The sequence below is a fragment of the bacterium genome (assembly GCA_030530825.1).
Taxonomy (GTDB): Bacteria; Patescibacteriota; Saccharimonadia; order Saccharimonadales; family Saccharimonadaceae; genus Nanogingivalis.
In genome coordinates this window covers 147269-169682 of record JAUMUF010000001.1, presented here as the reverse complement: position 1 = coordinate 169682, position 22414 = coordinate 147269, and the positions used below count along the sequence as shown (strand labels likewise).

Below are 22414 nucleotides of genomic sequence, written 5' to 3'. Positions count from 1 at the left end.
ACGGTAATTTATCGACCGCTATTTCTCTTAACTAATTGAGAGGTATAGGTGTTAGGCTCATTAGCATCCTCATCAATACCTAAAACTCTAAGCACATCCCAGAGTTCTTGACGGACAGTCTCAGTATTGTCGCCCTTTTTAACTTCTCGCTCGAGCTTGATATATGTGCCCAATCCCTCAACTTCATCAAGGTAAAAAATAGTGTCTTCAACCTGAAGTTTCTGGCGATTGCGCATAACCTCAGCCTGAAGTTCAAAGCCAAGTTGTTGGACAATATGTGCCGTTTCTGAGTAGTTCAAAATTGGTGTCATATGGATCAAATCGACATTTTCAGCCGCAATATGGCGCTTTTGGATAAGTTGAAACCACGGCTTTCGCTTAGGGTCAACCATCTCTGTACGCACAATCATTTTAGGAAAATTCTCATTCAATTGACGATTTCTCGGCAAAAAAATCCGATCATTTTGAAATATGGGCTGGCCAAAATCATGTCCTGCAGCCTGGATATTCTTCATAAACTCAATCTTATTTTTAACTTTTGCCTTAACGATAACAGTTTTCATAACTCTATTTTATCATAAGCAAAATGTTTTAGCAAATTGCAGCCATAAATTTACTTAGCATCTTTCTGTCGCCAAGCCTCGCTCAAACACACACTTGCCGCCATCGCCACATTCAAACTCTCCACCTTTGGATCGTGCGGAATAATTACTTTTTTATCCGCCAAATCAAGAATCTCTTTCGAAACACCCTTGCCCTCGTTACCAAAAATCCATGCCTTACTACCGCTTAAATCTTCTTCGAAAATACTTTTCTTGGCTTCAAGGCTAGTGGCAAAAATTGGAACATCTATAAGTTGAATATCTTGAGCCAAGTCGCGATCTTCAAAAATCTGCAGGCTAAAATGCGCGCCCATCCCTGCTCTAAGCACCTTGGGCGACCACGCAGAAACAGCCCCACGCGAACAAATAATTTGTTCAACACCAAACGCAGCCGCACTGCGCAAAATCGTTCCGAGATTGCCAGGATCTTGGATATTTTCCAAGATTAAGGTTTCTTTTTGAGTTTCAATCGGACCTTGACTTTGTGGTGTTTTAGCCACAAAAACTATGCCAACGCCATCAATAACTGGTGAGATTTTTCGAAAAAGACTTTGCGTAATCTCAACTGTTTTTACACCAGCAGAACGACATTTTTCAATAATCTCAGATACTTCTTGACTCTTGGAATTTTCCGCTACGACACAAATTTCTGGAACGCCAATCTTAGAAAAATACTCACTGCAAAGATGCACCCCATCTAAAATTGTCAAACCTTCACGACTTCTAAAACTCTGCTTTTCATTCAGTCGAACAAGTTTTTTGATCAATGGATTTTGCGCAGAAGTGATTTTCTCCATCTAAATCTCTTCCAATTCCACACGAATCTGGCTCGCATCATCGCGATTCCTGACACTCACAAGCCCGTCGCCCTCAATCGTATCAAAGTCAATCACCACCACGCGCGGCACACCAATCTCGTCCGCTTTGGCATAAACTTTACCAACCTTTCCGCTGAGGTCAAGTTCAACATTGCCGTATTTTTTCTTCAAAATCGCATAAACTCGGCGAGCCTCTTCAACCAGATTCTCCTTATTTTTAAGGAGTGGCGCGACGATGATTTTAACTGGCGCCAAGTTTTCAGGCAAAGCCAAAAATGTGCGAATTTTGCCATCAGTTTCAATCTCGCGATAACTTTCCGTCAAGACAGCCATCAGTAATCGTTCAACGCCAAAACTCGGCTCAATCACATGCGGAATAAATTTCTCCTTAGAATTTTTATCAACATACGCCATATTCTTACCGCTCGCTCGCTCAATATTGCCAAGATCAAAATCCGTACGGTAAGCAATTCCCATCAACTCTTCCTTGCCGATCGGATAATTATACTCAAGATCAACCGTTCGCTTGGAGTAGTGTGCGCGGTCTTCTTCTGGAACTTCGAGAAGATGAAGATTTTCTTTCTTAAGCCCCATCTTTTCAGTCAAAAATTCGAGCGTGTCGGCGAGCAGACCTTCAAAATTCTCTTCCCACTTTTCTGGATGGACAAAATATTCGATCTCCATTTGCTCAAACTCACGGCTCCTGAAGACAAAATCACGCGGAGAAATCTCGTTTCGAAACGCCTTGCCCTGTTGCGCCAAGCCAAATGGCAGATCTGGATAAAACGCGTCAACCACATTTTTGTAATTGGTGAAAATACCTTGGGCTGTTTCAGGACGAAGAAACGCCACAGAGTTGTCATTAACAACGGCACCAACATTGGTCTGGAACATCATATTAAAACTGCGGACCTCGCTAAGATCGTTGCCTTTGGGCGATTTCAAGCCTTTTTCACGGATGATTTCGGTGATTTTTTCGTTAGAAAGGCCTTCCGCATCAATCCCATTATCTTTAAGGAGGTGGTCTGCGCGGTATCGCTCACCAGTCTTGAGATCTTCAACCAAAGGATCGGCAAAAGTCGCCGCGTGACCACTGGCGTGCCAAGTTTTAGGGTTCATAATAATCGCCGCATCAACACCGTACATATCACTGCGATTATCAACAAAAAACTGCCACCATTCATTCATAATTTTACGCTTGAGAGACAATCCAAGCGGACCATAGTCCCAAGTTCCGCGCATTCCGCCATAAACCTCGCTACCCTGCCAGATAAAGCCTCGACGCTTAGCCAGGCTGACGATTTTTTCCAAAGTTACATTTTTATCCATATTTTCCTCTTAAATTCTTTTCTCTATTTTAGCAAATTTTATAAGAAAAGTAAAACGCCCAAGACAAAAAATCTCGAGCGTTTTGGGCGTGCTACAGTTATTTTTTAATAAAGATAGCCAATAGAATTGCCAAACTTAGACCGATTAAACCAATTCCAGTAATTTGATTTGCTGAAAAGCCAGTGTCTGGCGCGCCCAAAATATTTTCCACTACGGTCTTAATAGCTTCAACGGGAGCGTCTTTAGCTTCTGGGGGTTTCTCTTTACAAACCAGAGTCTTGAGTTTTAATTCTTTGAAAAGTTGTTCATTAGTTTTTACTTGATCATTCATATAAACTCCTACTGGGGAAGGTTGGATTCATTAAGCTCTATTTTGGAGGGCAAAACGGTGTAAACTTGATACTCGTCACACTCCTCCGGCTGTTTTATTTCAGATTTTTCATCAAAGAAAAAGTTTTCAACCCCAAAATAATAAATCTTTTGCTCTTTAATCATTTCTTCAATCTTGGCCAGATCTTCTTTTCTGTTACCTCGACTCTTAAATACCTTTGTCTCGAAGTCAATTACACCCTTCTCAACCCATTCAGACTTTTCATCATCCCATTGGCGAGCAACTCGAGCAAACCGAACAAGGACATCACATTCCTCACCATCTGGAACCCTATCTGCGAAAGCAGAGGCTGAAAACGCGCCGACCATACCAAAAAGCGATATCATAGCCAGTATCGGCAAAAATATTTTTTTCATTTCATCTCCTTTTCATATTTTTATAAAATACTTGTGCTTTTATTTTACCATACCCCCCCCCTAAACGTCAAGGGTTTTTATAAAATTTGTTAAAACTATCTGTGCGTGATATAATTTAAGAATGAAAATTGCAATCTTGGGGCGACAGCCCGCCATCGGAATCGCGGAACTTGAAAGTGTTTTTGGAGGAGAAAACATCCGCATTCTCGGTACGCACGCCGCCTTGGTAGATGCGGAAAAACTCAACATTTCTCATTTTGGCTCAATCTTAAAGAGCGGCGAGGTCGCCTTTGAGGTCAACTCTACAGACTGGCGAGAAATCTCAAAAAAAATCGTAAGTGCCTTTGAGCGAGATTTTGCCAACACAACAGGTAAAATTACTCTCGGGATCTCCGCCTACGGCTTATTAGCGCGAGGGGCGGACATAGCCAAAACTGGCACAATTATCAAATCTAAACTTCGAGAAAAAGGCGTCAGTGTGCGAGTGATTTCGAGTAAGGATTCAGCACTTTCGACGGCAGTTTCGCACAACAACAAGCTCGGTTTGAGCGATAAAAAAATCGAAATTCTCGCCGTCCGTGGCGGGCAAAAAACAGTAGTAGCACTCAGTGAAGGCGCGCAAAATATAACCGCCTACGCTCGTCGAGATCAAAATCGCCCCAAGCGAGATGCCTTTGTCGGAATGCTTCCGCCAAAACTCGCTCAGACGATGCTCAATCTTGCTCTCGGCGACAGCCAACCGCAGATAATTCTTTCGAAAAATCAAAAAATTGAAGGCAAGAACTTCGAGATCTTGGATCCTTTCTGTGGAACCGGCACAGTTCTTCAAGAGGCGGCGCTAAAAGGCTTGACCGCACATGGTACAGACTTGAGTGAAAAAATGGTAGAATTTTCGAAAGAGAATTCGCGCTGGGTTGAAGAAACTTTTCGACCATACGGCCAAATCGGCGATATTTTCACCGCAGACGCAACCGAGCAAAAATGGGACTTTGCGCCCAATCTCACTAGTGTAATTTGCGAAACTTATCTTGGCCAGCCCTTCTCGGCACCACCTTCGCCTAAAAAATTAACTGAGGTGCGCGAGAACTGTAACCGCATAATTTCCAACTTTTTGAAAAATCTCGCCAGCCAAATCCCAGAAGGCACACAGATCTGTATCGCCGTCCCCGCCTGGAAAACGCAAAATGGTGAATTTTCTCACCTTCCACTTGTTGACTTTTTACCTCAACTCGGGTATAATAGAAAAGAATTTCTGCGCGTTAAACCGCAAGACTTGATTTATTATCGCGAAAATCAAGTGGTGGCGCGTGAATTATTAGTACTAATAAGGAGTAAAAATGTCAAAAGTTAAAGCAGGTGGTTCAAGTAAGAACACTCGAAACAATGCCGGCGCACGCCTTGGCGTGAAACGATTTGGCGGCCAAAAAGTCAACGCGGGAGAAGTCCTCGTCCGACAAACTGGCGCAACCAAATTGGCTGGCAACGGTACTTACATGAGCCAGAATTTTACAATCCACGCTGAACAAGCAGGCGTTGTTCAATTCAAGCAAGTTAAGAAAAAACTTTTCACTGGCAAGACAGTTCGTCGAACAGTTGTAGAAGTTGTAGCAGCGTAATAAAATCGAGCCTTTCGTAATGATTGGCTCGATTTTGTTTTGCTAACGGTTATTTTCTAGTAAAACTTCAATTTTACGAGATAGGATTTCTATCTGTCTCTGATCACCACCACTCACAGCGCCTAGAACGAACAAACCCTCGCGCAAGAATTCTCGCGCCAATTCAATCATTTTGTCACCAGAGATTTTCTTAATCAATTCTGCTTGCGCTGAGTGATTTTTAATCGTGCCATCCCAGTAGTAGCGCCCAGCATAGAATCCGCCCGTTGCGCCAACCGTCTGACCACTCATCTGGAAACTACCAAGCGCATAAGACTTCATCGCATCAACTTCTTCTTGCGTTATGTCACCCTCAATCACTTTCTGAAGTTCTTGGACAATTAGATCAAAAAGCGGCTCAGCGGTATCAAAGTTGGCCTGCCCTTCAAAATCCCAAGAGGTTGATCGCATTCCCCGCGACACGCCACTGTAAGTGCCATAAGTCAGGCCGCCCTTTCGTGCCTTACCAAAAATCCTTGAATGCATCGTCCCTGTCAAGATATGGTTAAGCGCCTGAAACGCGTCCATTTCTTCAGTTGAAAATTGTCTCGGCAAGACAATAGAAAACCCAAAACTGATATTCTTCAAATCACTTCTCGGGATGAAGATCGGCTCACTCGGATTAAGTAAATCGTTTTCCACAATCTCAAAGCGCTCACCTCTCGGAAGTGGTAAACTCTCGAGCCTGTCAATGATCTTTTGTCGACGCTCGGGCGTAATTTTACCAGAAATCACAAATCGCAAATTATCAGTAGTATGCGTGCGTTGATGATGCTCAATAATATCTTCAAGCCTGATATTAGAAATCGTCTCCAAGCGTTCTTCGTAAGTCTTCACACTTTCACCGAATGCCTGCTGGATCTTAGGCCAAAGAAGCCTTGCGTTATTGTTGAGGTAGCCAGTTAGTTCATTTCTAACATTTCCTTTTTCGGATTCGAACTCAACTTCATTAAATCGAGGTTCACTGATAGATAAAACTTGAAGGTCGAAAATCCTCTCCCATTCAAAATCAGCACAATCCGCCACATAAGTCATACCCGTATCAGAGGTAGAAGCGTTGTGGTAGGCGCCGTTTTTGGTGAATTCTAACTCAAAATCGTGCTCAGAATCAAATCGTGCGTTGGCGCCAAAAGCCATATGTTCCATAATGTGTGCGGTTTCGTAAATTTCTGGGCTCTTAACATAAAGATTGCCAGCCCTAAAATTAAAACTAAAACTCATCACGGTCGCATCTGGAACATCAACAAGAAGCCCGCGTCCGCCGTTTTTCAGACGGACTTCGCTGACTTGATGACGCATTATCTGCGACCCTTTTTCTTGTTTTGGCGCTGAGCCTTTTTGGCTTTTTTGGCTGAATTTTTCTTGGCATTTTTGGCGTTTTTGCTATCTGATTTCTTCACATTTGAAGTAGAAAAATCATCATCGTGGAAACTATCACCCTTTTGGATTTCATTGACGCCCTTTTCAACGGCAGTCTCCGCGAGTCGAGTGAGTTCAGTCTCGTGGCCTTCCTCGCTTCGAACAAGCACATCAGTCTTTCGAACATTCAAAATCACACGAATAACTTCATCTCGAAGCGTATTTTGAAGACCCTCGAACAATTTTTGTGATTCTTCACGATACTCAACAAGCGGATCGCGCTGACCAACACTGCGCCAGTGGATGCCCTCACGAAGGTGACCCATATTTTCAAGGTGATTCATCCAAAGCGTATCAAGAACTTGAAGATAAACTTCTCGTTCAACTTTTTGGAGATCTTCTTCACCAATCTCAGCCCTTTTGTCGAGATAAATGTCTTCAACGATCTGGTTGGCAATTTCAAGACGCTTTTTGTCGTTTTTAATCGAGCCGAGTGCTTCCGCTGTGTCTTCTTCAACGGGGAAAGTCTGGATAAAGTTTTTGACAAAATCTGGATTGTTTTTTGAAGGAAGTTCAACCAATTCTTGGACTTTTTCGTTCAATAATTGTTTGATTTGTGGTGTGATATCCTCGCCTTCAAGGATTTTGCGGCGCATAGTGTAAACAACCTTGCGGTGACGGTTAATGACATTGTCGTATTGAACAACATTCTTACGAGTGTCGAAATTAAAGCCTTCAACCATTTTTTGTGAATTTTCAAGCATTTTCGAAACAGATTTATGCTGAATTGGCTGATCTTCTGGCACGCCAAGACGATCCATCAAAACGGCGATCTTCTCTCCTTGGAAAATTCGCATCAGATCATCTTCAGTAGATACAAAGAATTGTGTTTCACCTGGGTCACCCTGACGACCACCACGACCACGGAACTGATTGTCAATTCGACGACTCTCGTGGCGCTCTGAGCCAAGAACAACAAGACCGCCGAGTTCTTTAACCCCTTTACCGAGTTTAATGTCGGTACCACGACCGGCAATGTTGGTTGCGAGCGTGATCGCACCCTTTTCACCAGCCTTAGCTACGATCGAAGCCTCATGCTCGTTATTTTTGGCATTGAGAAGGTTGTATTTTATACCTTCTTTATCCAAATATTTGGCGATTTGCTCGTTCTTTTCGATCGTTGCGGAACCAACCAAAACTGGACGGCCAGCCTTATGATGTTTTTTAATTTCTTCTGCAACAGCCTTCAACTTGGCTTTTTCAGTTTTGAAGATAAGATCTTCTTTGTCATCACGAATCACAGGCTTATTGGGTGGAATTTGAACTACATCCAAAGCATAAATCTGCTGAAATTCTTCAGCCTCAGTAAACGCTGTTCCGGTCATACCGCTCAATTTATTATAAAGGCGGAAGAAATTCTGGAACGAAATCGTCGCTAGAGTCTGCGATTCATTGAGAACTGGCACTTTTTCTTTGGCTTCGATCGCTTGGTGAAGACCCTCATTATAACGACGACCATTCATCAAACGACCAGTATGCTCGTCAACAATGATAACTTCGCCGTCGTTAGAAACAACATAATCCCGATCGCGCTTGAAGAGAGTTTCCGCGCGAAGAGCCTGCTCTATATGGTACACCGCACGAGTATGCTCTGGAGTGTAGAGATTCTTCATTCCGAGAAGTTTTTCAACCTTGTCGATACCCTCATCTGTGAGCGCAACGCTTCGGCGTTTTTCGTCCAAGTCGTAATCTTCCGGAACGAGTTGCGCGGCGATTTTAGCAAATTGAATATAAGCATCTGGATTATCAGCGGCAGGCGCAGAGATAATGAGCGGAGTTCGAGCCTCGTCGATCAAGATTGAGTCGACTTCGTCAACAATTGCAAAATTCAATTCGCGCTGTCGAAGAAGATCCGTCTCGTTAACCATGTTGTCGCGAAGATAGTCGAAGCCAAACTCATTATTAGTTCCATAAGTGATATCCGCCGCGTAAGCGTCCTTTCGAGTTGCTGGGCGAAGTTTTCGCATATCTTCGTTTTCGTGCGCTTCATTGTCGAAGTTTTTATCAAAAATAAACGAAGCCTCATTAATAATCGCACCAACAGATAGCCCTAGAAAATCATAAATCGCGCCCATTTCGCTGGCGTCACGCTGAGCAAGGTAGTCGTTAACAGTCACAACATGAACGCCGCGACCTTCCATCGAGTTGAGAACAACTGGCAAAGTCGCCACAAGAGTCTTACCTTCACCAGTTTTCATTTCGGCAACTTTACCTTGGTGAAGCACCATACCACCAATCAACTGAACATCAAAATGGCGCATGCCGAGCGTCCTGACCGACACTTCTCGAACGATCGCAAAAACTTCAACCAAAACTTCGTCGAGCGTCTTTTTCTCACTTCGAACTTGCTTGGTCAATTTTTCAAATTTTGCGCGAATTTCTTCATCGCTCAACTTCTTGATTTTATCTTCGAGCGCGTTGATTTCGTCAACTTTTTTTTGCAAATCCTTCAAAATCTTTTTCTGAGGATCACCAAAAACTTTGGTCAAAAACTTCTCCACCTTGTTTTCTTCAACCAAAACATTCTTCTTTTTCTTATCAGTTTTCTTAGACATTTCTCCCTTTCCTTCAAAAACAGTATAAATTCTGCTACCATTTTAACATAATCAAGGCCGAAAAAAAACCCCTTGATGGGGTTATTTTTTGAAAAATTTGATCCGCTTCCGAGGCAAAAGTCGAGTAAAAAGTTGAATCGCTTGATTTTCCGCGTTTCGAAACTCATCGCTTCCAGCCTCGGAATGCAATATTTTGCTGCACGCCGAGCAAATCTGCCCAATCACGCGATTTTTCGGCTTATCTTCAGCCAGATTAAGGACCTCAAAGTGAGCGTAATTTTCTAAGATCACCTCAAAATCCTCAATCTCGAGATCTTGACCCCATATCGGCAAAGCAGAGTTCCGGGTAATTGTAGCCTTGATATTCTTGATAATCGGCGGCTCATTTTTAACTGCGCAAATCTCAAAAAAGTCGAAAAAGCCAGACTCGCCAATCTCAACGATCGCAAAACGACGGCCAAATTTTTCAAAAAGTTCTTGCGTATTCATCTGAACCACCTCCCTTTTTTACGCATTTTGAAAATTATAACATTTTTTGAAATAAAAAGCAAATCGCCCGAAACTCGAGCGATTTTTACTTCTTAAAAATTATCCGCGCTTGAACGACCGCTTAAATCGCGCCATCAATCCAGACTTGCCGAGACGAGGATTCTTCTCTGTTTTGTATCGGCGGATTTGGCCGTCCAATTTGGCCTGAACGATATCTATCGCAGCCAAAACATTAGAAGATTGGTCTTTTGCGACTAAAGTCTTGTCCGGCACGGTCAAGATTGCTTCGACTTCATACTTATTGTCGTGCGCGCCGTTAATTTCTTCGATCACAACCTTAGCTGAAGCAGATTTTTTAGCGTGACGTGGCAAATATTTATCAAGTTTTCCAATGTGTTTTTCAGCATATTTGCGGGTATTTTCGTCAATTTCGTATTTATTTCCTGTAATGTCAATCTGTGAAATCATATTTTTCCTTTTATTAACTTATAGTTCAATATTAGCATAAACTTTTTGATTTGTCAAGAGGAAGAAAAACCACTTTCGAAAAAGTGGTTAAAAATTATGATACTTGAAGGGATTTTTTATAATCCGCAACGACCTGTGCAAGCTTGCCTGGAGCAAAACCAGCAAAATGAAGCAAGCCTTCTTTAAGAATTGCCTCAGTTCCATCAATATCAACCGTGTCACCAAAAATAGTAACGGGTGCAGCGGAGTAGCCAAGAGACTTAACTTCATCAATATTACCCCGTTCTTCAAGGGAACGAATCTCGAAGTCGGCCCCATTTTCTGTGAGATATTTTTTAGTCATATCACACTGACGACAATTCTCTTTAACGAAAAGAACAATTTTTTTAGCCATTTTGAATTCCTCCTTTATAATTTATTTTCGAAAATTGCCGATAATTGTGACACTATTTTCGAATTTTGGATTCTCAATGAACTTATCTTTATTTTAGCACAAGCATAATAAAAATACAACACATTTAGTGTTGTATTTTTTACAATAACGCTATATATAGTGTTTTAGATTTCTGTTCGGCCACCCATGAATGGCTGAAGAACTGTTGGAATCTCCAGGTTTTCACCCTTTTGGAAATTCTCAAGAATCGCCACTAAACATCGTGCGAGCGACACAGCCGTACCGTTGAGCGTGTGAACAACCTGAAGCGAGCCATCTGCGCGACGCACGCGGATATTGAGATTTCTCGCCTGATAGTCGGTACAGTTGGAGCAAGAAGTAATCTCGCGGTATATTCCGTCAACTGGACTCCAATATTCGATATCATATTTTTTAGAAGCAGGAGCGCCAAGATCACCGCTGGCGATATTGATTACACGGTAAGGCAAGCCTAATTCTTGATAAATTTCTTCTTCAACTTGAAGAATTTTCTCGTGCGCCTGAACAGATTGCTCCGGCAAAGTATAGGCATACATCTCAAGTTTATTGAATTGGTGAACTCGGAAAAGACCCCTGGTGTGCTTACCACTTGCGCCGGCCTCTTTGCGATAGCACGGAGAATACCCAGCATAGAAAAGCGGAAGGTCTTCTTCGTTCAGAATTTCATTGGCGTGATAACCAGTGAGCGACATTTCTGCCGTAGCAATCAAACTTAGGTCTTCATTCTCGATAAAATACTCATCAGACTGATCGCTGGATCGCGGAGCAAAACCAGTTCCAGTAGCAACCTTGCCGTTAACCATATGCGGAACAGTCATAAATTTGAAGTCTTTGGCAATAAGTTTATTGAGAGCGTATTGATAAATTGCGTTTTCGAGAAGTGCCAAATCACCCTTCAAGAAGTAAAACTTACTTCCCGCAACCTTGGCCCCACGGTCAAAGTCCACCCAATCTTTTTTAACGGCAAAATCTAGATGGTCTTCTGCGCCCGTGCGACTTTCACCAAATTTAGAAATAGCGAGATCCTCGCCCCAAACGCGGACAACCTCATCATCGCCCTCTTCGCCAATCGGCACATCTGATTGAAGAATATTTGGAATACCGGCGAGTTTTTGTGAAATTTCTTCTTCAAACTCGCGAAGTTTGCTCTCCATTTGAGAGAGGCCTTCTTTAATTTTTTTGCCTTCTTCGATAAGTTCTGGCGCAGGCTTGTCAGCGGACTTTTTCATAGTATCGGCAATTTGGTTGCGACGAGTTCTAAGTTCATCAATCTGTTGATTTAAGCGCTTTCTTTCTTCATCCAAAGACAAAACACCATCAACATCAGCCATTTTGTAGCCCTTTTTAAGTGAGTCACCTTTGACTTTTTTAATATTTTCACGAATGAATTTGATATCTAACATATAACTATTTTACCACAACTTCTCTTGGATTATCGAAAATTATTCTGATTCCAATAATCTCTAGACTCTTGCGCCTTTTGGGCTACTTCTTGGTAGTCCTTGGCTTCTTGGAGATTGCCTTGATTTTGGGCTTGTCGAGAGATGTCTTCGGCATCAGATTGCTCTTTTCTAGCATCTTGATATAGACGCATTTCTGCTGCTTGGTTGGCGAGTTTTTGCGCAGTATAAACCCTTTGATTGTATTCCTCATCGGTCATTCTTCCAGCGGAAACTTCAGCTTTAAGATTGGTTTTAAGTTTTTGCATTTCAGCTTCTTGCTTCAAATATTCCTGCTCCATAGATATTGAAGAAGATACTGTCATCCCAGCAACTTTCTGCAAGTGCTCTATGTTCTCGCCAGTCATACTTTGAAGAAGCTTATCATCAGCTAAAATCTGATTGGCGCGCGCGACTTCTTTAGCTCGTTGAGCTTCTGGCAAGTCATTGGCATTTTTAGCCCAAGTTTCAAGGCTAAACTGCTTAGACAGATCAACATTGGACATATTGCTATAAACTTCTTGATTTAGCTTAGCGGCAAAGTTTTCCCTTTCTTGAAGAGTTTGGACATTAGCCTCTTGAGCTGAATAAGAGTCTTGACCTTGGATAAGGTTAGATAGCGACTTTCCCTGAACAGCATCGGCCTCTTTAATCTTGCCACCAAATTCCGACTGAGCAAACTTCAAAAGATCACCCATATTTCCGTTAATTGAATTAGAATTAAGGTTGTCAATCATAGCTTGGTTGACTTCTTTTCTTAATTTTCCGCCAACATTAGGATCGGTATGTGCGGCTTGGAGTATTTGCTTAGCTAATTCAGAATTACCAGACTGAATGGCGTTTGTAAGCATGTTAGTATATTCTTTAACATCAGAAATATTAGACTTAATCCTTTCAGCTCCATCTGTAGTTTCTTGAGCTTTGCGCTTACGGCGTTCAGTCATAAGACGAGAGTAATTTCTTCTTTCAGAGTCAGTGAGTTTTTCAACGCCTTTACGCTCATAGCTGGCAATTTCTTGATCTTGCTTATAAATTTTTTGATCAGCTTCGTAAGCTTGTTGTTTAAGGCGAGCTGTGGTCCCCATGTTGTATAGTCGACCCAAAGTTTTCCTCCTAATACCGAATCCAGTAACACTCTTGCCATTAACAAACTTATCAAGACCTTTGCGTGCATTAAGACCAATTCTTCCGCCAAGATTTTTATTCATATTCACCAACCGATTATCCTTAGCGATACCCATACCGCCCTTCTCGATATTCTTGAGCGCGCCCGAAAGAGTACCAGTTCCGCCAGTAATTTTGTCGATTAGAGAAAGAGTCCCCTTGATAACGGAATATGTAGCAAATAGTCCAATCATTGGGAGAAGTCCATAAATAACCTGAAAAGCTACATTTTTATCCTGTGCGGCCATCTCATATAAAATATCAGAAGTCAAGATTAGGCCTCCAATCATAAGAGAACAAATAGGATAAATCATGAGCATAGACTTGAGGAAACTCTTCCACTTATTGAAGAATCCATCGGTATTTGGCAATATCGCAGATGCAAAAGCAATAGGAGATACAACCAAGAGCATAATAACTACCGCCTGGCGTCCAGTCAAAATCACAAACATCAAGAACAGAGCAACCATCGCGATTAGAATCATCGCCAGAAGAGCCCCAGAAAGAGCAGTAACAAGCCCGACTCCAGCAACAAGAACTCCTGTAGCAAACTCACCCCCCATAGAGGCCTTACCTCTAAGCAGTGAATCAACGTCGCTACCAAGCGTATTGTGTGCATTCCACCCATCCACTCCAGAAAGTGAACTGAACGACCAGTAGCCTATAATGTTAGAAAGATCAACTAAGCCAGCAACAAGCCAAAAAGAAATGTTAATTATCACCGCAAAGATTATTAAACGCGGTAGCATCTTTTTAATCCCATAGTTAGAAATCCCCAGATTAGTTGACTGAGAAAATACAATAACTGCAACAATTATAGCAAGCAAGACGTTAGCAATATCTCTGAAGATAATCCAATAGGTAAAAGCACCACCACTAGTATTAAAAATCTCAGCGGATTTAATCTCTAAAAGATTTTTAGCCATAGCGCTGTAAATACCAATCACAACAGATGTGCCTATTCGAGCGCCAGGGCATATTATCCAACCGAAATATTGGACGGCGCATTCAGTATCATTCTTGCTGTCTCCATTTTCCGCAGAGTCAATAGTTAGAGATGAGTTTTTTTCGCATTGAGATTTGAGATCTTTTAAATTTTCGTCAATTTGTTTATTATTAGCTATAAAACTTCTATCTGTTAGACTACTGATATCCGACTTGAGTCTACCCTCGCTGCTTGATGGTATATTTTTAGAGGAAAGATAATTGCTAAGATTGCGCCGCATACATTCCTGTATCGGCTTGTTCTTCTTCAATATTTCATTAATCTTGTTGTTGGCGTCTTGATCCTGTTTATTTTTTTGAATTTTGAGTTGTTCGCATTTAGGATCTTTTGGAGTATTTTGACATAAAATAGTCAAATCTTCAGACGAGTTATTTCCTCCATTCCCCTGATTATTATTTCCTTGGTTATTGTTTTGAGGCTTATTGGGGTCGATAATATAGCTATTCCCAGGCCCGGTAGTAGCCAAAGCGCTTATACTATTAATACCAATTAGAGCAAAAGCAATAGCGCCAACAAGAATTTTTCCAAAATTTCCACCAAACTTCATAATGCTTATATTTAATCACACTTTGCGCCAAAAGTAAAGAAAACCCCGCCAAAATGCGAGATTTTCTTTTATAAAATTTTCGAAGATTTTACTCAACACGGAGAGCATCAATTGGGTTGAGTCGTGCGGCCTTTCGGGCGGGGAAAAATCCAGAAACTACCGCCACAAGCATCAAGCCAGCCACCAAAATTGCTGATCCAATCAGATCAATTTGAAGCAAATTAACGCCGTTGGTCCTAAACATATTACTAATCATTGGATTGAAAATTGTCGCCAAAATCGCCGCAATCGCCACGCCAATAACGCCACCGAGAAAGCCAATCAGTGCTGCCTCATATCGGAAAAGTTTAGCGATATCAGACTTTTTAGCACCGAGAGATTTCATCAATCCTATCTGAGAAGTTCTCTCCAAAACGCTAATATATTGTGTATTTACGATGCCAAAGACGCTCGCCAAAATCGCCAACCCACCAAACGCCGCCAACCCTGCAGCCGCAACATTAACTGAATTCATAATGCTTGCGCGTTCTTCTTCAAAAGTGCTAACATTGTAGCGATCACCGAGCGCGAGGATTCGATTTTTGACTTCCGCAGGCTTTTCGCCCTTCTTGGTTTGAACAAAAATCACTCCATATATAGCAACCTTTCCGCCATTAGAAATACCCGCAATTTCAGTAGCGTCTTCGCTGGAAATCAAAAACTCATTCTGGTAGGAAAAACGAAGATCGTCGTCGGTTCCGTTGTCGACCGCTGAGATCTTAAAGGTCTTTTCGAAAGTAGATTGATCTCTTTTTGAAAATTTAATCCGAACAGTTTTGCCAAGAATATCGCTCGGTTTTTGGCCGCCAAGAAGTTGAACATAACTCTTGGGCGCCACGATTTCGCCAGTGCCAACGAGATTGTTTTTGAGTTCACCAGCAGACAATTGAAGCGACTTTTTGTCGTATTTTACTTTTACCGTCGCTTCATACTCTTCGCCATCGACGGTCAAAGATTTGGCTTGAATATCAACTTGCGGATTGGCGCGCTCAACACCTTGAACGGCGGAGATTTTCTTAAGATCTTCATCGTTCAAAGTATAACTTTCTTCAGATAATTGTTGAGTTATCTCTGCTTCAACCTGACTTAATTTTTTAGGGCCTGAAGATTTTTCTTTTTCTACAGTCTCAACTTTTCTCGAAACACTAATCGAGTCCATATCACCTACGCGACTTGCCATTCCGTCGATGTACGCCCGACCGCCACGCCCAGCCGCCAAAGCCATAGTAATAGTCGTGCCGCCAACAGCAATTGCCAGCGCAGTCAAAATCGTCCTAACTTTGGCGAGTTTTAAGTTTTTTCCTGCCCTCTTGGCGATGTCGATTCTACGCATTTTTCTCCTCCATTTTGGCTATTTGGCCATCTTTAATATAAATTTTAATATCGCATTTTTCCGCCAGATCTTCGTCGTGAGTAATGATAAAAATCGTCGTGCCGTTGTTTTTATTGTGCGAAAACAAAAGTTGCTCAATCTTCTCTCCAGTAGTAGAGTCGAGATTTCCCGTCGGCTCATCAGCAAAGATTATCGAAGGCGCATTGACGATCGCCCGCGCAATCGCCAGCCGTTGCTTTTGCCCACCAGATAGATCGCGCGCTCTGGTATGGATTTTGTCGCTCAATTCGACCGCCTTAAGCGCAGATTCGACAAGATATTTTCTTTTCGAAATTGGCACTTCCGCGATTTCGAGAGGCAGGCTGACATTTTCGAAGCAAGTTTCATTACCCTGAACAAAGAAACTCTGAAAAATAAATCCCATTTTCTCCGCCCGAAATGTGTCGATCTTCTTCTGGCTCATCGAGATTATATCCACGCCATCAACATAAACCTCACCGCTGTTGGGCTTATCGAGACCGCTCATTGCGTGGATCAGCGTGGATTTTCCTGAACCGGATTTACCGACAATTGCCACGATCTTGCCTTCCGGAATTTCGAAATTGACATTCTTAAGCGCGGTAAATTGATTATTCTTTTTGCCATAAATTTTGGACAAATTTTTAACTTTTATCATAAATTTCCTCCTTTATACTCTTGAACTTCGATATTATGCTTGACGTGCTTGTCATAATCGCGTTGGACAAAATTCATTCCAACCATCAGGCCAAAAATTGATGAAAATCCTATCAAAATCGAAGCAATCAGCGCGGCCAAATTCTTCTTCGAAAATTTATTAGAGAAGCCGGCAACCGCCAAGTTGGCCCAAAACGCCACAAATGCTATTCCTGCGAGGTTAGAAAATGCGAAAATCACAACCTTACTGGACTCAGCAAAATACGCCGTCCGCTCATTAAATCCAGCAATCAAAATGTTGTTTCCATAAAACAGCAAGAAAATTCCGCCAAGTGCGCCAAGAAGCGCCACAGTTCCGCCAATTATTCCGCCGGCGCGAGTTATTTTTTTATTTCGAAGTTCTAACTTCTCAAAGTCGTATTCTTGATTGACGGATTGGAGATTTTTGGCGGTTAATTTTTCTCCCCTTAATTGCAAAATGTCAGAGGCCGATCGAGCCTGCGGAATAATGACACTGAGCAGAATATAAATCATCAGCGAAGTGCCAAATGTCGGTATCGCCAAGATGACAAAGGCTATGCGCAACCAAGTCGCCTCTACGCCAAAATACTCACCCAATCCAGAAAAAACACCTGCCAAAACCGCATTCTTGGGATCCCTGTATAACTTTTTTGTTCGAAATGTACTGCGAATCGCTTGGTCAACTTCTTCTTGCTCGAGATCTTCAGACTTAGCGGAAGCAGCAAAATCCTCGCCCAAGAACACTTCTGGCTCTCCAATTTGTGCGCGAATTTTGGTGATTTCCGCCTCTGTAATTATTCCGCCAGCCGTAACGCCATTTTCCGCCAAAATCTCGACAATCCTGATCTCAACATCGCTCAAAATTTCTTCATTCGAACACTTTTTTAGTTCAAGAAAATATTTTTCGAATTGCTTTTTGGCTTCAATTTCAATCTCGAAAGGCACTTTGGCGAGATGAATTCTGGTAATTTCTTTCATAAAATCTCCTATAATTTCTCCATAGTTTGGTTGAGTTGAGCAATTTCTTGCCCCACGACACGGACAATTTCTTGTCCAAAGTCTGTAATTTGATAGTATTTGCGTGGAGGGCCTTGCTCGCTCTCTTGCCACTCGTGGCTCAAAAGTCCATCCTTTTGAAGCCGAGAAAGCAACGGATAAATCGTCCCCTCGACCACCACCAACTCAGCGTCCTTCAACTCCTTGATGATGTCGCTGGTATAGATTGGCTTCTTAGCGCAGACCTTCAGCACGCAAAACGCCACAAAGCCCTTTCTCATCTGAGTGGACATTTGTGCCGCATATTTTTGGACTTCTTCCTTGTTATTCATACTTCTATGTTATACCAAGTAGTTGGCTTTGTCAAGGGTTTTTAAGAAAAATCTTTTTGATGGCGGTCAGATATTGACTTTTTAGGCTTTTTGTGTTAATATATAATTAGTTTTTAAGAAAAATAAACAAAAGGAATCAAATGAAAAACAAAAAATCAGTAAAAATTATCAATTTTAAAGATCCAATTTTAGAGCAAACTTACAAAATCCGCATCGAAAAAATTGGTCGCACCGCCCTACGCGTGGCTCTGCCAGTCGAAAAAAGTTTCTTTCGTGGAGTAGAATTCGAAGAGAAAGTCGAGTTAAAACGCGACGCCAAAGGTGGCTGGAAGAAGCACTTGCGGGCAAAATTCGGTCAAGGCGCAGAAGAACTCTTCGGTCTGACAAGCCTTGATGAAGACAGCGATCTCGAGGCACGCGATATCCGCATTATCGCGGCGGTAGAAAAAGCAGTTCTATAAATTAAAAGAACTCTCATATCTAGAGAGTTCTTTTTTAATGAGGGGAGTTTTTAGAATTTTACTTTTCGAAATTTACTTTTAGCAAAAATCGTCCCACTTATTCCGATTCCGCCAATAATTGCTAAGATTGGCGCAAAATCGAATCCGTCATCTTGTCTTTGGTGGCCTGTGTTTGGAATAGAAAGTTGTTTTTCTGCGTTTTTCTTTTCCGCCTCCTCTGCCAAACGACGAGCATCTTCTTCTCGACGCCTCTTTAGCTCTTCTTGAAGCTTATTTTCAGCTTGGACTCGCTTGTCCTCTTCAATTTTCAGACGCTTGTCTTCGATAGCTTTTTCAATTTGTTTGAGTTGTTCTTCCAATTCAGATTTTTTGTTTGAATCTTGAACGGCCTCAATCGCATTTTTGAGTTTTTCAACATCAACAGCAGGAAGCTCATCTTTGTTTTTAAGGTTGTTTTCGATTTCAGTTTTGGCGCCTTCGATTAACTTCTTGGCATCTTCTTGGCGTGAATTTTCACTTCGAATTTGTTTATTGATTGCGTCGATAAGCGCTCGTGTCTTCTCTTCGACATCTTCGACGGATGGATTATCTTGCGAGCTAACGGCCTTAGCGGCTTGGAGCGCTTTTTTAGCTTCATCCGAATTCTTAACATATTCTGGCTGTGAGTCGAACTTAACTATCGCATCGATAAGGTCAGCTTTGTCGGTTTTAAGACCAGAAAGAGCGTTATTGAGATTTTGTATAGAAATCTCGAAAGCATCAATCGTCGAAGAACGGTCTACGTAATCCAGCTCTGCAACCTCAAGAGCTTCTTTTAAGGCGTTGACGGACGCAGATGTCTTGCCTTCTGTTGAAATATTTTTAGCTTTCTCGATCAATTTACCCAGCTCCTCTCGAGTCTTATTGTATTTTTCGAAGAAGGCTTTGCGCTCATCAAGGGCCGATTGTAGTTCTTGCTTAACTTTAGGGTCTTTGACGACATTGATTAAATTCTGCGCCGAATCAGTGTCTGTAGGCCGGTCAGAAGCCTCAATGTATTGAAGCGCCTGCTTTGCCTTTTGCTGGCGATTGCTCTCTGATTGAAGAGAGTTTCTGACGACCTCTTCAAGTTTATTTTTGGCAACAGAAACTTCACTTACGCTCGGATTGGTACTCTGCTCAACAGACTTAGCATCATTTAGAGCAGAATCGATCTCCGATTTGACGTACCCTGGCTGATTTATCGCATTTCGAATAGCCTCTTTCAGCTGAGTCTTATCAGCTCTAAGATTATTTACGGCAGACTCGATAGAGTTTTTAGATTCTTCGATCGTTCGAATATCAGACGCAGATCCAACAATATTTTCAGCGGAAGAAATTGCTTGTTTTAACTTGTCAGAAGATTCTTGAGTCATTCCGTCGACAGAGGTTGCTTTAGCTCTCGCAATAGCCTCACGAAGAGATTTGACAGTCTCATCTCGGCGAGACTTTACGGAGTCAAGCTCAGATTGGAACTTGGCTTTTGCTTCTGGGTTATTGACCTGATTGACGGCCTCTTGAGCTTGGTTGATTTTCGCGAGATCTCCAGACGTGGCAGCATCGACAGCTTCTTTTGCTTTTTGCTGACGAGCTTTTTCTTCAGCCTCAGCAATGGCATTCCTTAAAGCATTGTCAAGGTTATTTTTAGCATCGCTAACTTGTTTGACTGTTGGATTCGGATTTGAATCAATGGATTTAGCCGCATCGAGGGCCTGTTTGACTGAATTTTTTATTTGATCAGGCTGAGATTCAGCATTTTGTATAGATGCCTGGAGAGCGGATTTATCTACTTTTAGTCCAGAAATCGCACTCTTTACGGAGTCGATCTGAGACTGAATTTGGTCTTGCGGAATCGTCTTATCTGACAATTTGGCTTTAGCTTCTTTAATAGCATTAACCAGAGCCTCACTGCTTTGTGGCGTCATTCCGATAGTCGAAGCGGATTCCGCGCGAGAAATTTCAGCTTGAAGCTCATTTCTTTTATTTAGGAGAGATTCAACTTGTTGAATTTTAGCGTTAAGTTCATTTTTGATATTCTCAGTTTTTACCGCAGAAACTTTATCCTTCGCAGACTGAATATCCGCAGGAAGAAGAGTCTGAGTTGCTTTTTCGACAGCCTGACGAGCTTGATCTTGGCGATTCTGCTCAGCTTGTCGCTCACGCTCAGCAGCCTCTTCTTGCGCACGGATTCTTTCTTTAGCTGAAGTTATGGCATTATTCAAGTCGTCATACCAACTAGCAACCATTGGGTCAGTGCCACCGCCATCATGACTAGGACCCCTCGATTGCCGTTCGACAAACATATTTGCAATATTTAAAGCCCCGACCACAGATGGATCCTGCCTTACGGCTTGACTTTCCTTTTCTAAAGATTCAATAAGCTCTTGAAATTTAATAAAACCAACAAACCTTTTATAAATCAAGCCCTCAGTTAGGTTTTCCACAGCTTGATCAATTCCTGATTGGGACGACTCATTATTATCCAAGATTTTTTGGGCTTCATCAACTATAGACTTAAAAGTATCATGGAAAACACCCAGCTTCTTATTCTTAGCTAGAAGCTTCTTAGACTCCTCAATCCTAGACTGAAGATTGTCCGCATCAGTTATTTCAACTTGCCTTTCTAAAGTAGATATTAAGCCCTCTCCATTTTTAGCCGTATAAACCAAGTTATAGTTGCCTACAGCAGGATTCACAGTATTGAGATTTATGGCGCGAGAGTTATTGCTAAATTGAACAATCGTAGTTTCTGGATCTTCAGCTCTCAAATCGTCAATAGATATAGCCCTGCCCTTTCTGGATATAATTGGATGCGGGAAAGCCTCGCTAAATACTGGAGCAGTGGTATCAACAGCCCTCTCAATGCGAGCAGAAACAGTATAATCTCTATAAAAAGTTCCGCCATCACCAACACGAGAAACTCGCACAACGCCCTGATGATATCCGAGATATTGTTTCTCTATTGGATTACCATACCATTCAAGCTTAAGACCCCCTCTTTTAATCAATTCCTTATCAAAGAACTCTTCAGGTTTAACTTCTCCATTATCTGTAATGTAGGACTGTATTATGGCATTCTCGGTGCCGTTAAGTGAAACCTGATTGGGTCTAACATTATCCAAACCCTTAACGGTGAGCTGAACAGCCTTTCTTTCATTAAGGTTAACTCTACTTACGGAAACATTAATATCTCCGCTATTAAATCCAGGATTGCTTGAATCATCGATTATTTTAATCTTGGAAAGGTCACCAGTAAGACTGTGTTCAAAGATTGCTGGCTCTGTGGGACCACAAGCCGTATTGCCGCTACATAAATAATTTATGTCGGACAATTGAGATTTCAGGTGATTAATATCAATGTATACCTTCTTTTCCGTGATTATCACCGATCTACTATTGTCGAAAGTAAAATACTTATATCCAACTGAAGATCTTATTCCGGTACCGCTGGATATACTAAAAAGACTCTTTATTACCGCTTGATTTTGCGGAGACATGTCAAATTTATAGCGAGTTCCAACAAGTGATATTTCGAGAGCTTTCTCACCATAATTACCGCTCATGATTTCGCCTAAATCAGCATAAATCGACCCCACATTAGCGACCGAGGCTTTTGCGCTCTCGTCATTATTTTTAGCAAAATTATTACGCAAAGCTAAGCCAGCCGCAACACCAAAGCATATAACACCAACAGCCACAAAAGACTTTAGTCTAGCTCTTTTAACTTTCATTAAAAATTTTATCTCCCTAAAGTAGAATTTCGAAAGAAAACTCTACAAAAATTAAACAATATTAATAGCACTTAATTTATTTGAATTTATTTTTGTATTGTTTTCTCTCGCAGTATTATAATTTTAGCATAAGCTTT

20 protein-coding genes are annotated in these 22414 nt (G+C 41.8%); 3 read left to right on the top strand and 17 right to left on the bottom strand.

Going from position 1 to position 22414, the window contains the following annotated elements; translation table 11 throughout:
• Positions 1-8: 8 nt before the first annotated feature.
• The 5 genes from Q4A21_00915 to Q4A21_00895 form a co-directional block, all read right to left on the bottom strand.
• A complete protein-coding gene (locus Q4A21_00915) occupies positions 9-563 on the bottom strand; it encodes a CYTH domain-containing protein (GenBank protein MDO4902101.1) in 555 nt (184 codons plus the stop codon).
• A gap of 50 nt (positions 564-613) precedes the next feature.
• The gene (locus tag Q4A21_00910; GenBank protein ID MDO4902100.1) at positions 614-1399 is read right to left on the bottom strand and encodes an RNA methyltransferase; all 786 of its coding nucleotides are present in this window, start codon (positions 1397-1399) and stop codon (positions 614-616) included.
• Positions 1400-2749, bottom strand: a complete 1350-nt coding sequence (locus tag Q4A21_00905; GenBank protein ID MDO4902099.1) for a glycine--tRNA ligase — start codon at positions 2747-2749, stop codon at positions 1400-1402.
• Between the two features lie 97 nt (positions 2750-2846).
• Complete coding sequence (locus Q4A21_00900) at positions 2847-3080, bottom strand: hypothetical protein (GenBank protein MDO4902098.1); 234 nt, start codon at positions 3078-3080, stop codon at positions 2847-2849.
• Between the two features lie 8 nt (positions 3081-3088).
• Positions 3089-3496, bottom strand: coding sequence for a hypothetical protein (locus tag Q4A21_00895; GenBank protein MDO4902097.1), 408 nt, complete (start codon positions 3494-3496; stop codon positions 3089-3091).
• Positions 3497-3617: 121 nt separating this feature from the next.
• On the opposite strand from Q4A21_00895, the gene Q4A21_00890 reads away from it, so the two are divergent.
• Positions 3618-4847: a hypothetical protein gene (locus Q4A21_00890; GenBank protein ID MDO4902096.1), complete on the top strand. Its 1230-nt coding sequence runs from the start codon at positions 3618-3620 to the stop codon at positions 4845-4847.
• Positions 4834-5112 (top strand): 50S ribosomal protein L27, encoded by a 279-nt coding sequence (locus Q4A21_00885; GenBank protein ID MDO4902095.1) that lies wholly within the window; start codon positions 4834-4836, stop codon positions 5110-5112. Before Q4A21_00890 ends, Q4A21_00885 begins: the two co-directional genes overlap by 14 nt.
• Positions 5113-5154: 42 nt before the next feature.
• Here the strand turns inward: Q4A21_00885 and Q4A21_00880 are convergent, their stop codons facing one another.
• The 11 genes from Q4A21_00880 to Q4A21_00830 form a co-directional block, all read right to left on the bottom strand.
• On the bottom strand, positions 5155-6450 hold the full coding sequence (locus Q4A21_00880) for a pitrilysin family protein (GenBank protein ID MDO4902094.1): 1296 nt from the start codon (positions 6448-6450) through the stop codon (positions 5155-5157).
• Positions 6450-9125 carry a preprotein translocase subunit SecA gene (gene secA, locus Q4A21_00875; protein MDO4902093.1) on the bottom strand — a complete coding sequence of 892 codons (2676 nt, stop codon included), beginning with the start codon at positions 9123-9125 and terminating at the stop codon, positions 6450-6452. The genes Q4A21_00880 and secA overlap by 1 nt, the downstream gene beginning before the upstream one ends.
• 81 nt (positions 9126-9206) lie before the next feature.
• On the bottom strand, positions 9207-9614 hold the full coding sequence (locus Q4A21_00870; GenBank protein ID MDO4902092.1) for a hypothetical protein: 408 nt from the start codon (positions 9612-9614) through the stop codon (positions 9207-9209).
• Between the two features lie 99 nt (positions 9615-9713).
• Positions 9714-10082 carry a ribosome-associated translation inhibitor RaiA gene (gene raiA, locus Q4A21_00865; protein ID MDO4902091.1) on the bottom strand — a complete coding sequence of 123 codons (369 nt, stop codon included), beginning with the start codon at positions 10080-10082 and terminating at the stop codon, positions 9714-9716.
• Between the two features lie 94 nt (positions 10083-10176).
• Complete coding sequence (locus Q4A21_00860) at positions 10177-10476, bottom strand: glutaredoxin family protein (GenBank protein ID MDO4902090.1); 300 nt, start codon at positions 10474-10476, stop codon at positions 10177-10179.
• Positions 10477-10640: 164 nt separating this feature from the next.
• On the bottom strand, positions 10641-11918 hold the full coding sequence (serS, locus tag Q4A21_00855; protein MDO4902089.1) for a serine--tRNA ligase: 1278 nt from the start codon (positions 11916-11918) through the stop codon (positions 10641-10643).
• 29 nt (positions 11919-11947) lie between these two features.
• A complete protein-coding gene (locus Q4A21_00850) occupies positions 11948-14671 on the bottom strand; it encodes a hypothetical protein (GenBank protein MDO4902088.1) in 2724 nt (907 codons plus the stop codon).
• Between the two features lie 88 nt (positions 14672-14759).
• Positions 14760-16043: an ABC transporter permease gene (locus tag Q4A21_00845; protein ID MDO4902087.1), complete on the bottom strand. Its 1284-nt coding sequence runs from the start codon at positions 16041-16043 to the stop codon at positions 14760-14762.
• Positions 16036-16719 (bottom strand): ABC transporter ATP-binding protein, encoded by a 684-nt coding sequence (locus Q4A21_00840; GenBank protein MDO4902086.1) that lies wholly within the window; start codon positions 16717-16719, stop codon positions 16036-16038. The genes Q4A21_00845 and Q4A21_00840 overlap by 8 nt, the downstream gene beginning before the upstream one ends.
• The gene (locus tag Q4A21_00835; protein ID MDO4902085.1) at positions 16716-17717 is read right to left on the bottom strand and encodes a PspC domain-containing protein; all 1002 of its coding nucleotides are present in this window, start codon (positions 17715-17717) and stop codon (positions 16716-16718) included. The genes Q4A21_00840 and Q4A21_00835 overlap by 4 nt, the downstream gene beginning before the upstream one ends.
• An 8-nt stretch (positions 17718-17725) precedes the next feature.
• On the bottom strand, positions 17726-18067 hold the full coding sequence (locus Q4A21_00830) for a PadR family transcriptional regulator (GenBank protein ID MDO4902084.1): 342 nt from the start codon (positions 18065-18067) through the stop codon (positions 17726-17728).
• Positions 18068-18207: 140 nt separating this feature from the next.
• Between Q4A21_00830 and Q4A21_00825 the strand changes: the two genes are divergently transcribed.
• Positions 18208-18528, top strand: coding sequence for a hypothetical protein (locus Q4A21_00825; protein MDO4902083.1), 321 nt, complete (start codon positions 18208-18210; stop codon positions 18526-18528).
• A 50-nt stretch (positions 18529-18578) separates the two neighbouring features.
• Here Q4A21_00825 and Q4A21_00820 read toward each other — a convergent pair whose 3' ends face one another.
• Positions 18579-22277 carry a hypothetical protein gene (locus Q4A21_00820; protein MDO4902082.1) on the bottom strand — a complete coding sequence of 1233 codons (3699 nt, stop codon included), beginning with the start codon at positions 22275-22277 and terminating at the stop codon, positions 18579-18581.
• Positions 22278-22414 lie beyond the last annotated feature (137 nt).

Excerpts from the sequence above, each read along its gene's own strand:
- Q4A21_00915 (MDO4902101.1), bottom strand. The coding sequence starts at position 563 with ATGAAAACTGTTATCGTTAAGGCAAAAGTTAAAAATAAGATTGAGTTT.
- Q4A21_00910 (MDO4902100.1), bottom strand. The coding sequence starts at position 1,399 with ATGGAGAAAATCACTTCTGCGCAAAATCCATTGATCAAAAAACTTGTT.
- Q4A21_00905 (MDO4902099.1), bottom strand. The coding sequence starts at position 2,749 with ATGGATAAAAATGTAACTTTGGAAAAAATCGTCAGCCTGGCTAAGCGT.
- Q4A21_00900 (MDO4902098.1), bottom strand. The coding sequence starts at position 3,080 with ATGAATGATCAAGTAAAAACTAATGAACAACTTTTCAAAGAATTAAAA.
- Q4A21_00895 (MDO4902097.1), bottom strand. The coding sequence starts at position 3,496 with ATGAAAAAAATATTTTTGCCGATACTGGCTATGATATCGCTTTTTGGT.
- Q4A21_00890 (MDO4902096.1), top strand. The coding sequence starts at position 3,618 with ATGAAAATTGCAATCTTGGGGCGACAGCCCGCCATCGGAATCGCGGAA.
- Q4A21_00885 (MDO4902095.1), top strand. The coding sequence starts at position 4,834 with ATGTCAAAAGTTAAAGCAGGTGGTTCAAGTAAGAACACTCGAAACAAT.
- Q4A21_00880 (MDO4902094.1), bottom strand. The coding sequence starts at position 6,450 with ATGCGTCATCAAGTCAGCGAAGTCCGTCTGAAAAACGGCGGACGCGGG.
- secA (MDO4902093.1), bottom strand. The coding sequence starts at position 9,125 with ATGTCTAAGAAAACTGATAAGAAAAAGAAGAATGTTTTGGTTGAAGAA.
- Q4A21_00870 (MDO4902092.1), bottom strand. The coding sequence starts at position 9,614 with ATGAATACGCAAGAACTTTTTGAAAAATTTGGCCGTCGTTTTGCGATC.
- raiA (MDO4902091.1), bottom strand. The coding sequence starts at position 10,082 with ATGATTTCACAGATTGACATTACAGGAAATAAATACGAAATTGACGAA.
- Q4A21_00860 (MDO4902090.1), bottom strand. The coding sequence starts at position 10,476 with ATGGCTAAAAAAATTGTTCTTTTCGTTAAAGAGAATTGTCGTCAGTGT.
- serS (MDO4902089.1), bottom strand. The coding sequence starts at position 11,918 with ATGTTAGATATCAAATTCATTCGTGAAAATATTAAAAAAGTCAAAGGT.
- Q4A21_00850 (MDO4902088.1), bottom strand. The coding sequence starts at position 14,671 with ATGAAGTTTGGTGGAAATTTTGGAAAAATTCTTGTTGGCGCTATTGCT.
- Q4A21_00845 (MDO4902087.1), bottom strand. The coding sequence starts at position 16,043 with ATGCGTAGAATCGACATCGCCAAGAGGGCAGGAAAAAACTTAAAACTC.
- Q4A21_00840 (MDO4902086.1), bottom strand. The coding sequence starts at position 16,719 with ATGATAAAAGTTAAAAATTTGTCCAAAATTTATGGCAAAAAGAATAAT.
- Q4A21_00835 (MDO4902085.1), bottom strand. The coding sequence starts at position 17,717 with ATGAAAGAAATTACCAGAATTCATCTCGCCAAAGTGCCTTTCGAGATT.
- Q4A21_00830 (MDO4902084.1), bottom strand. The coding sequence starts at position 18,067 with ATGAATAACAAGGAAGAAGTCCAAAAATATGCGGCACAAATGTCCACT.
- Q4A21_00825 (MDO4902083.1), top strand. The coding sequence starts at position 18,208 with ATGAAAAACAAAAAATCAGTAAAAATTATCAATTTTAAAGATCCAATT.
- Q4A21_00820 (MDO4902082.1), bottom strand. The coding sequence starts at position 22,277 with ATGAAAGTTAAAAGAGCTAGACTAAAGTCTTTTGTGGCTGTTGGTGTT.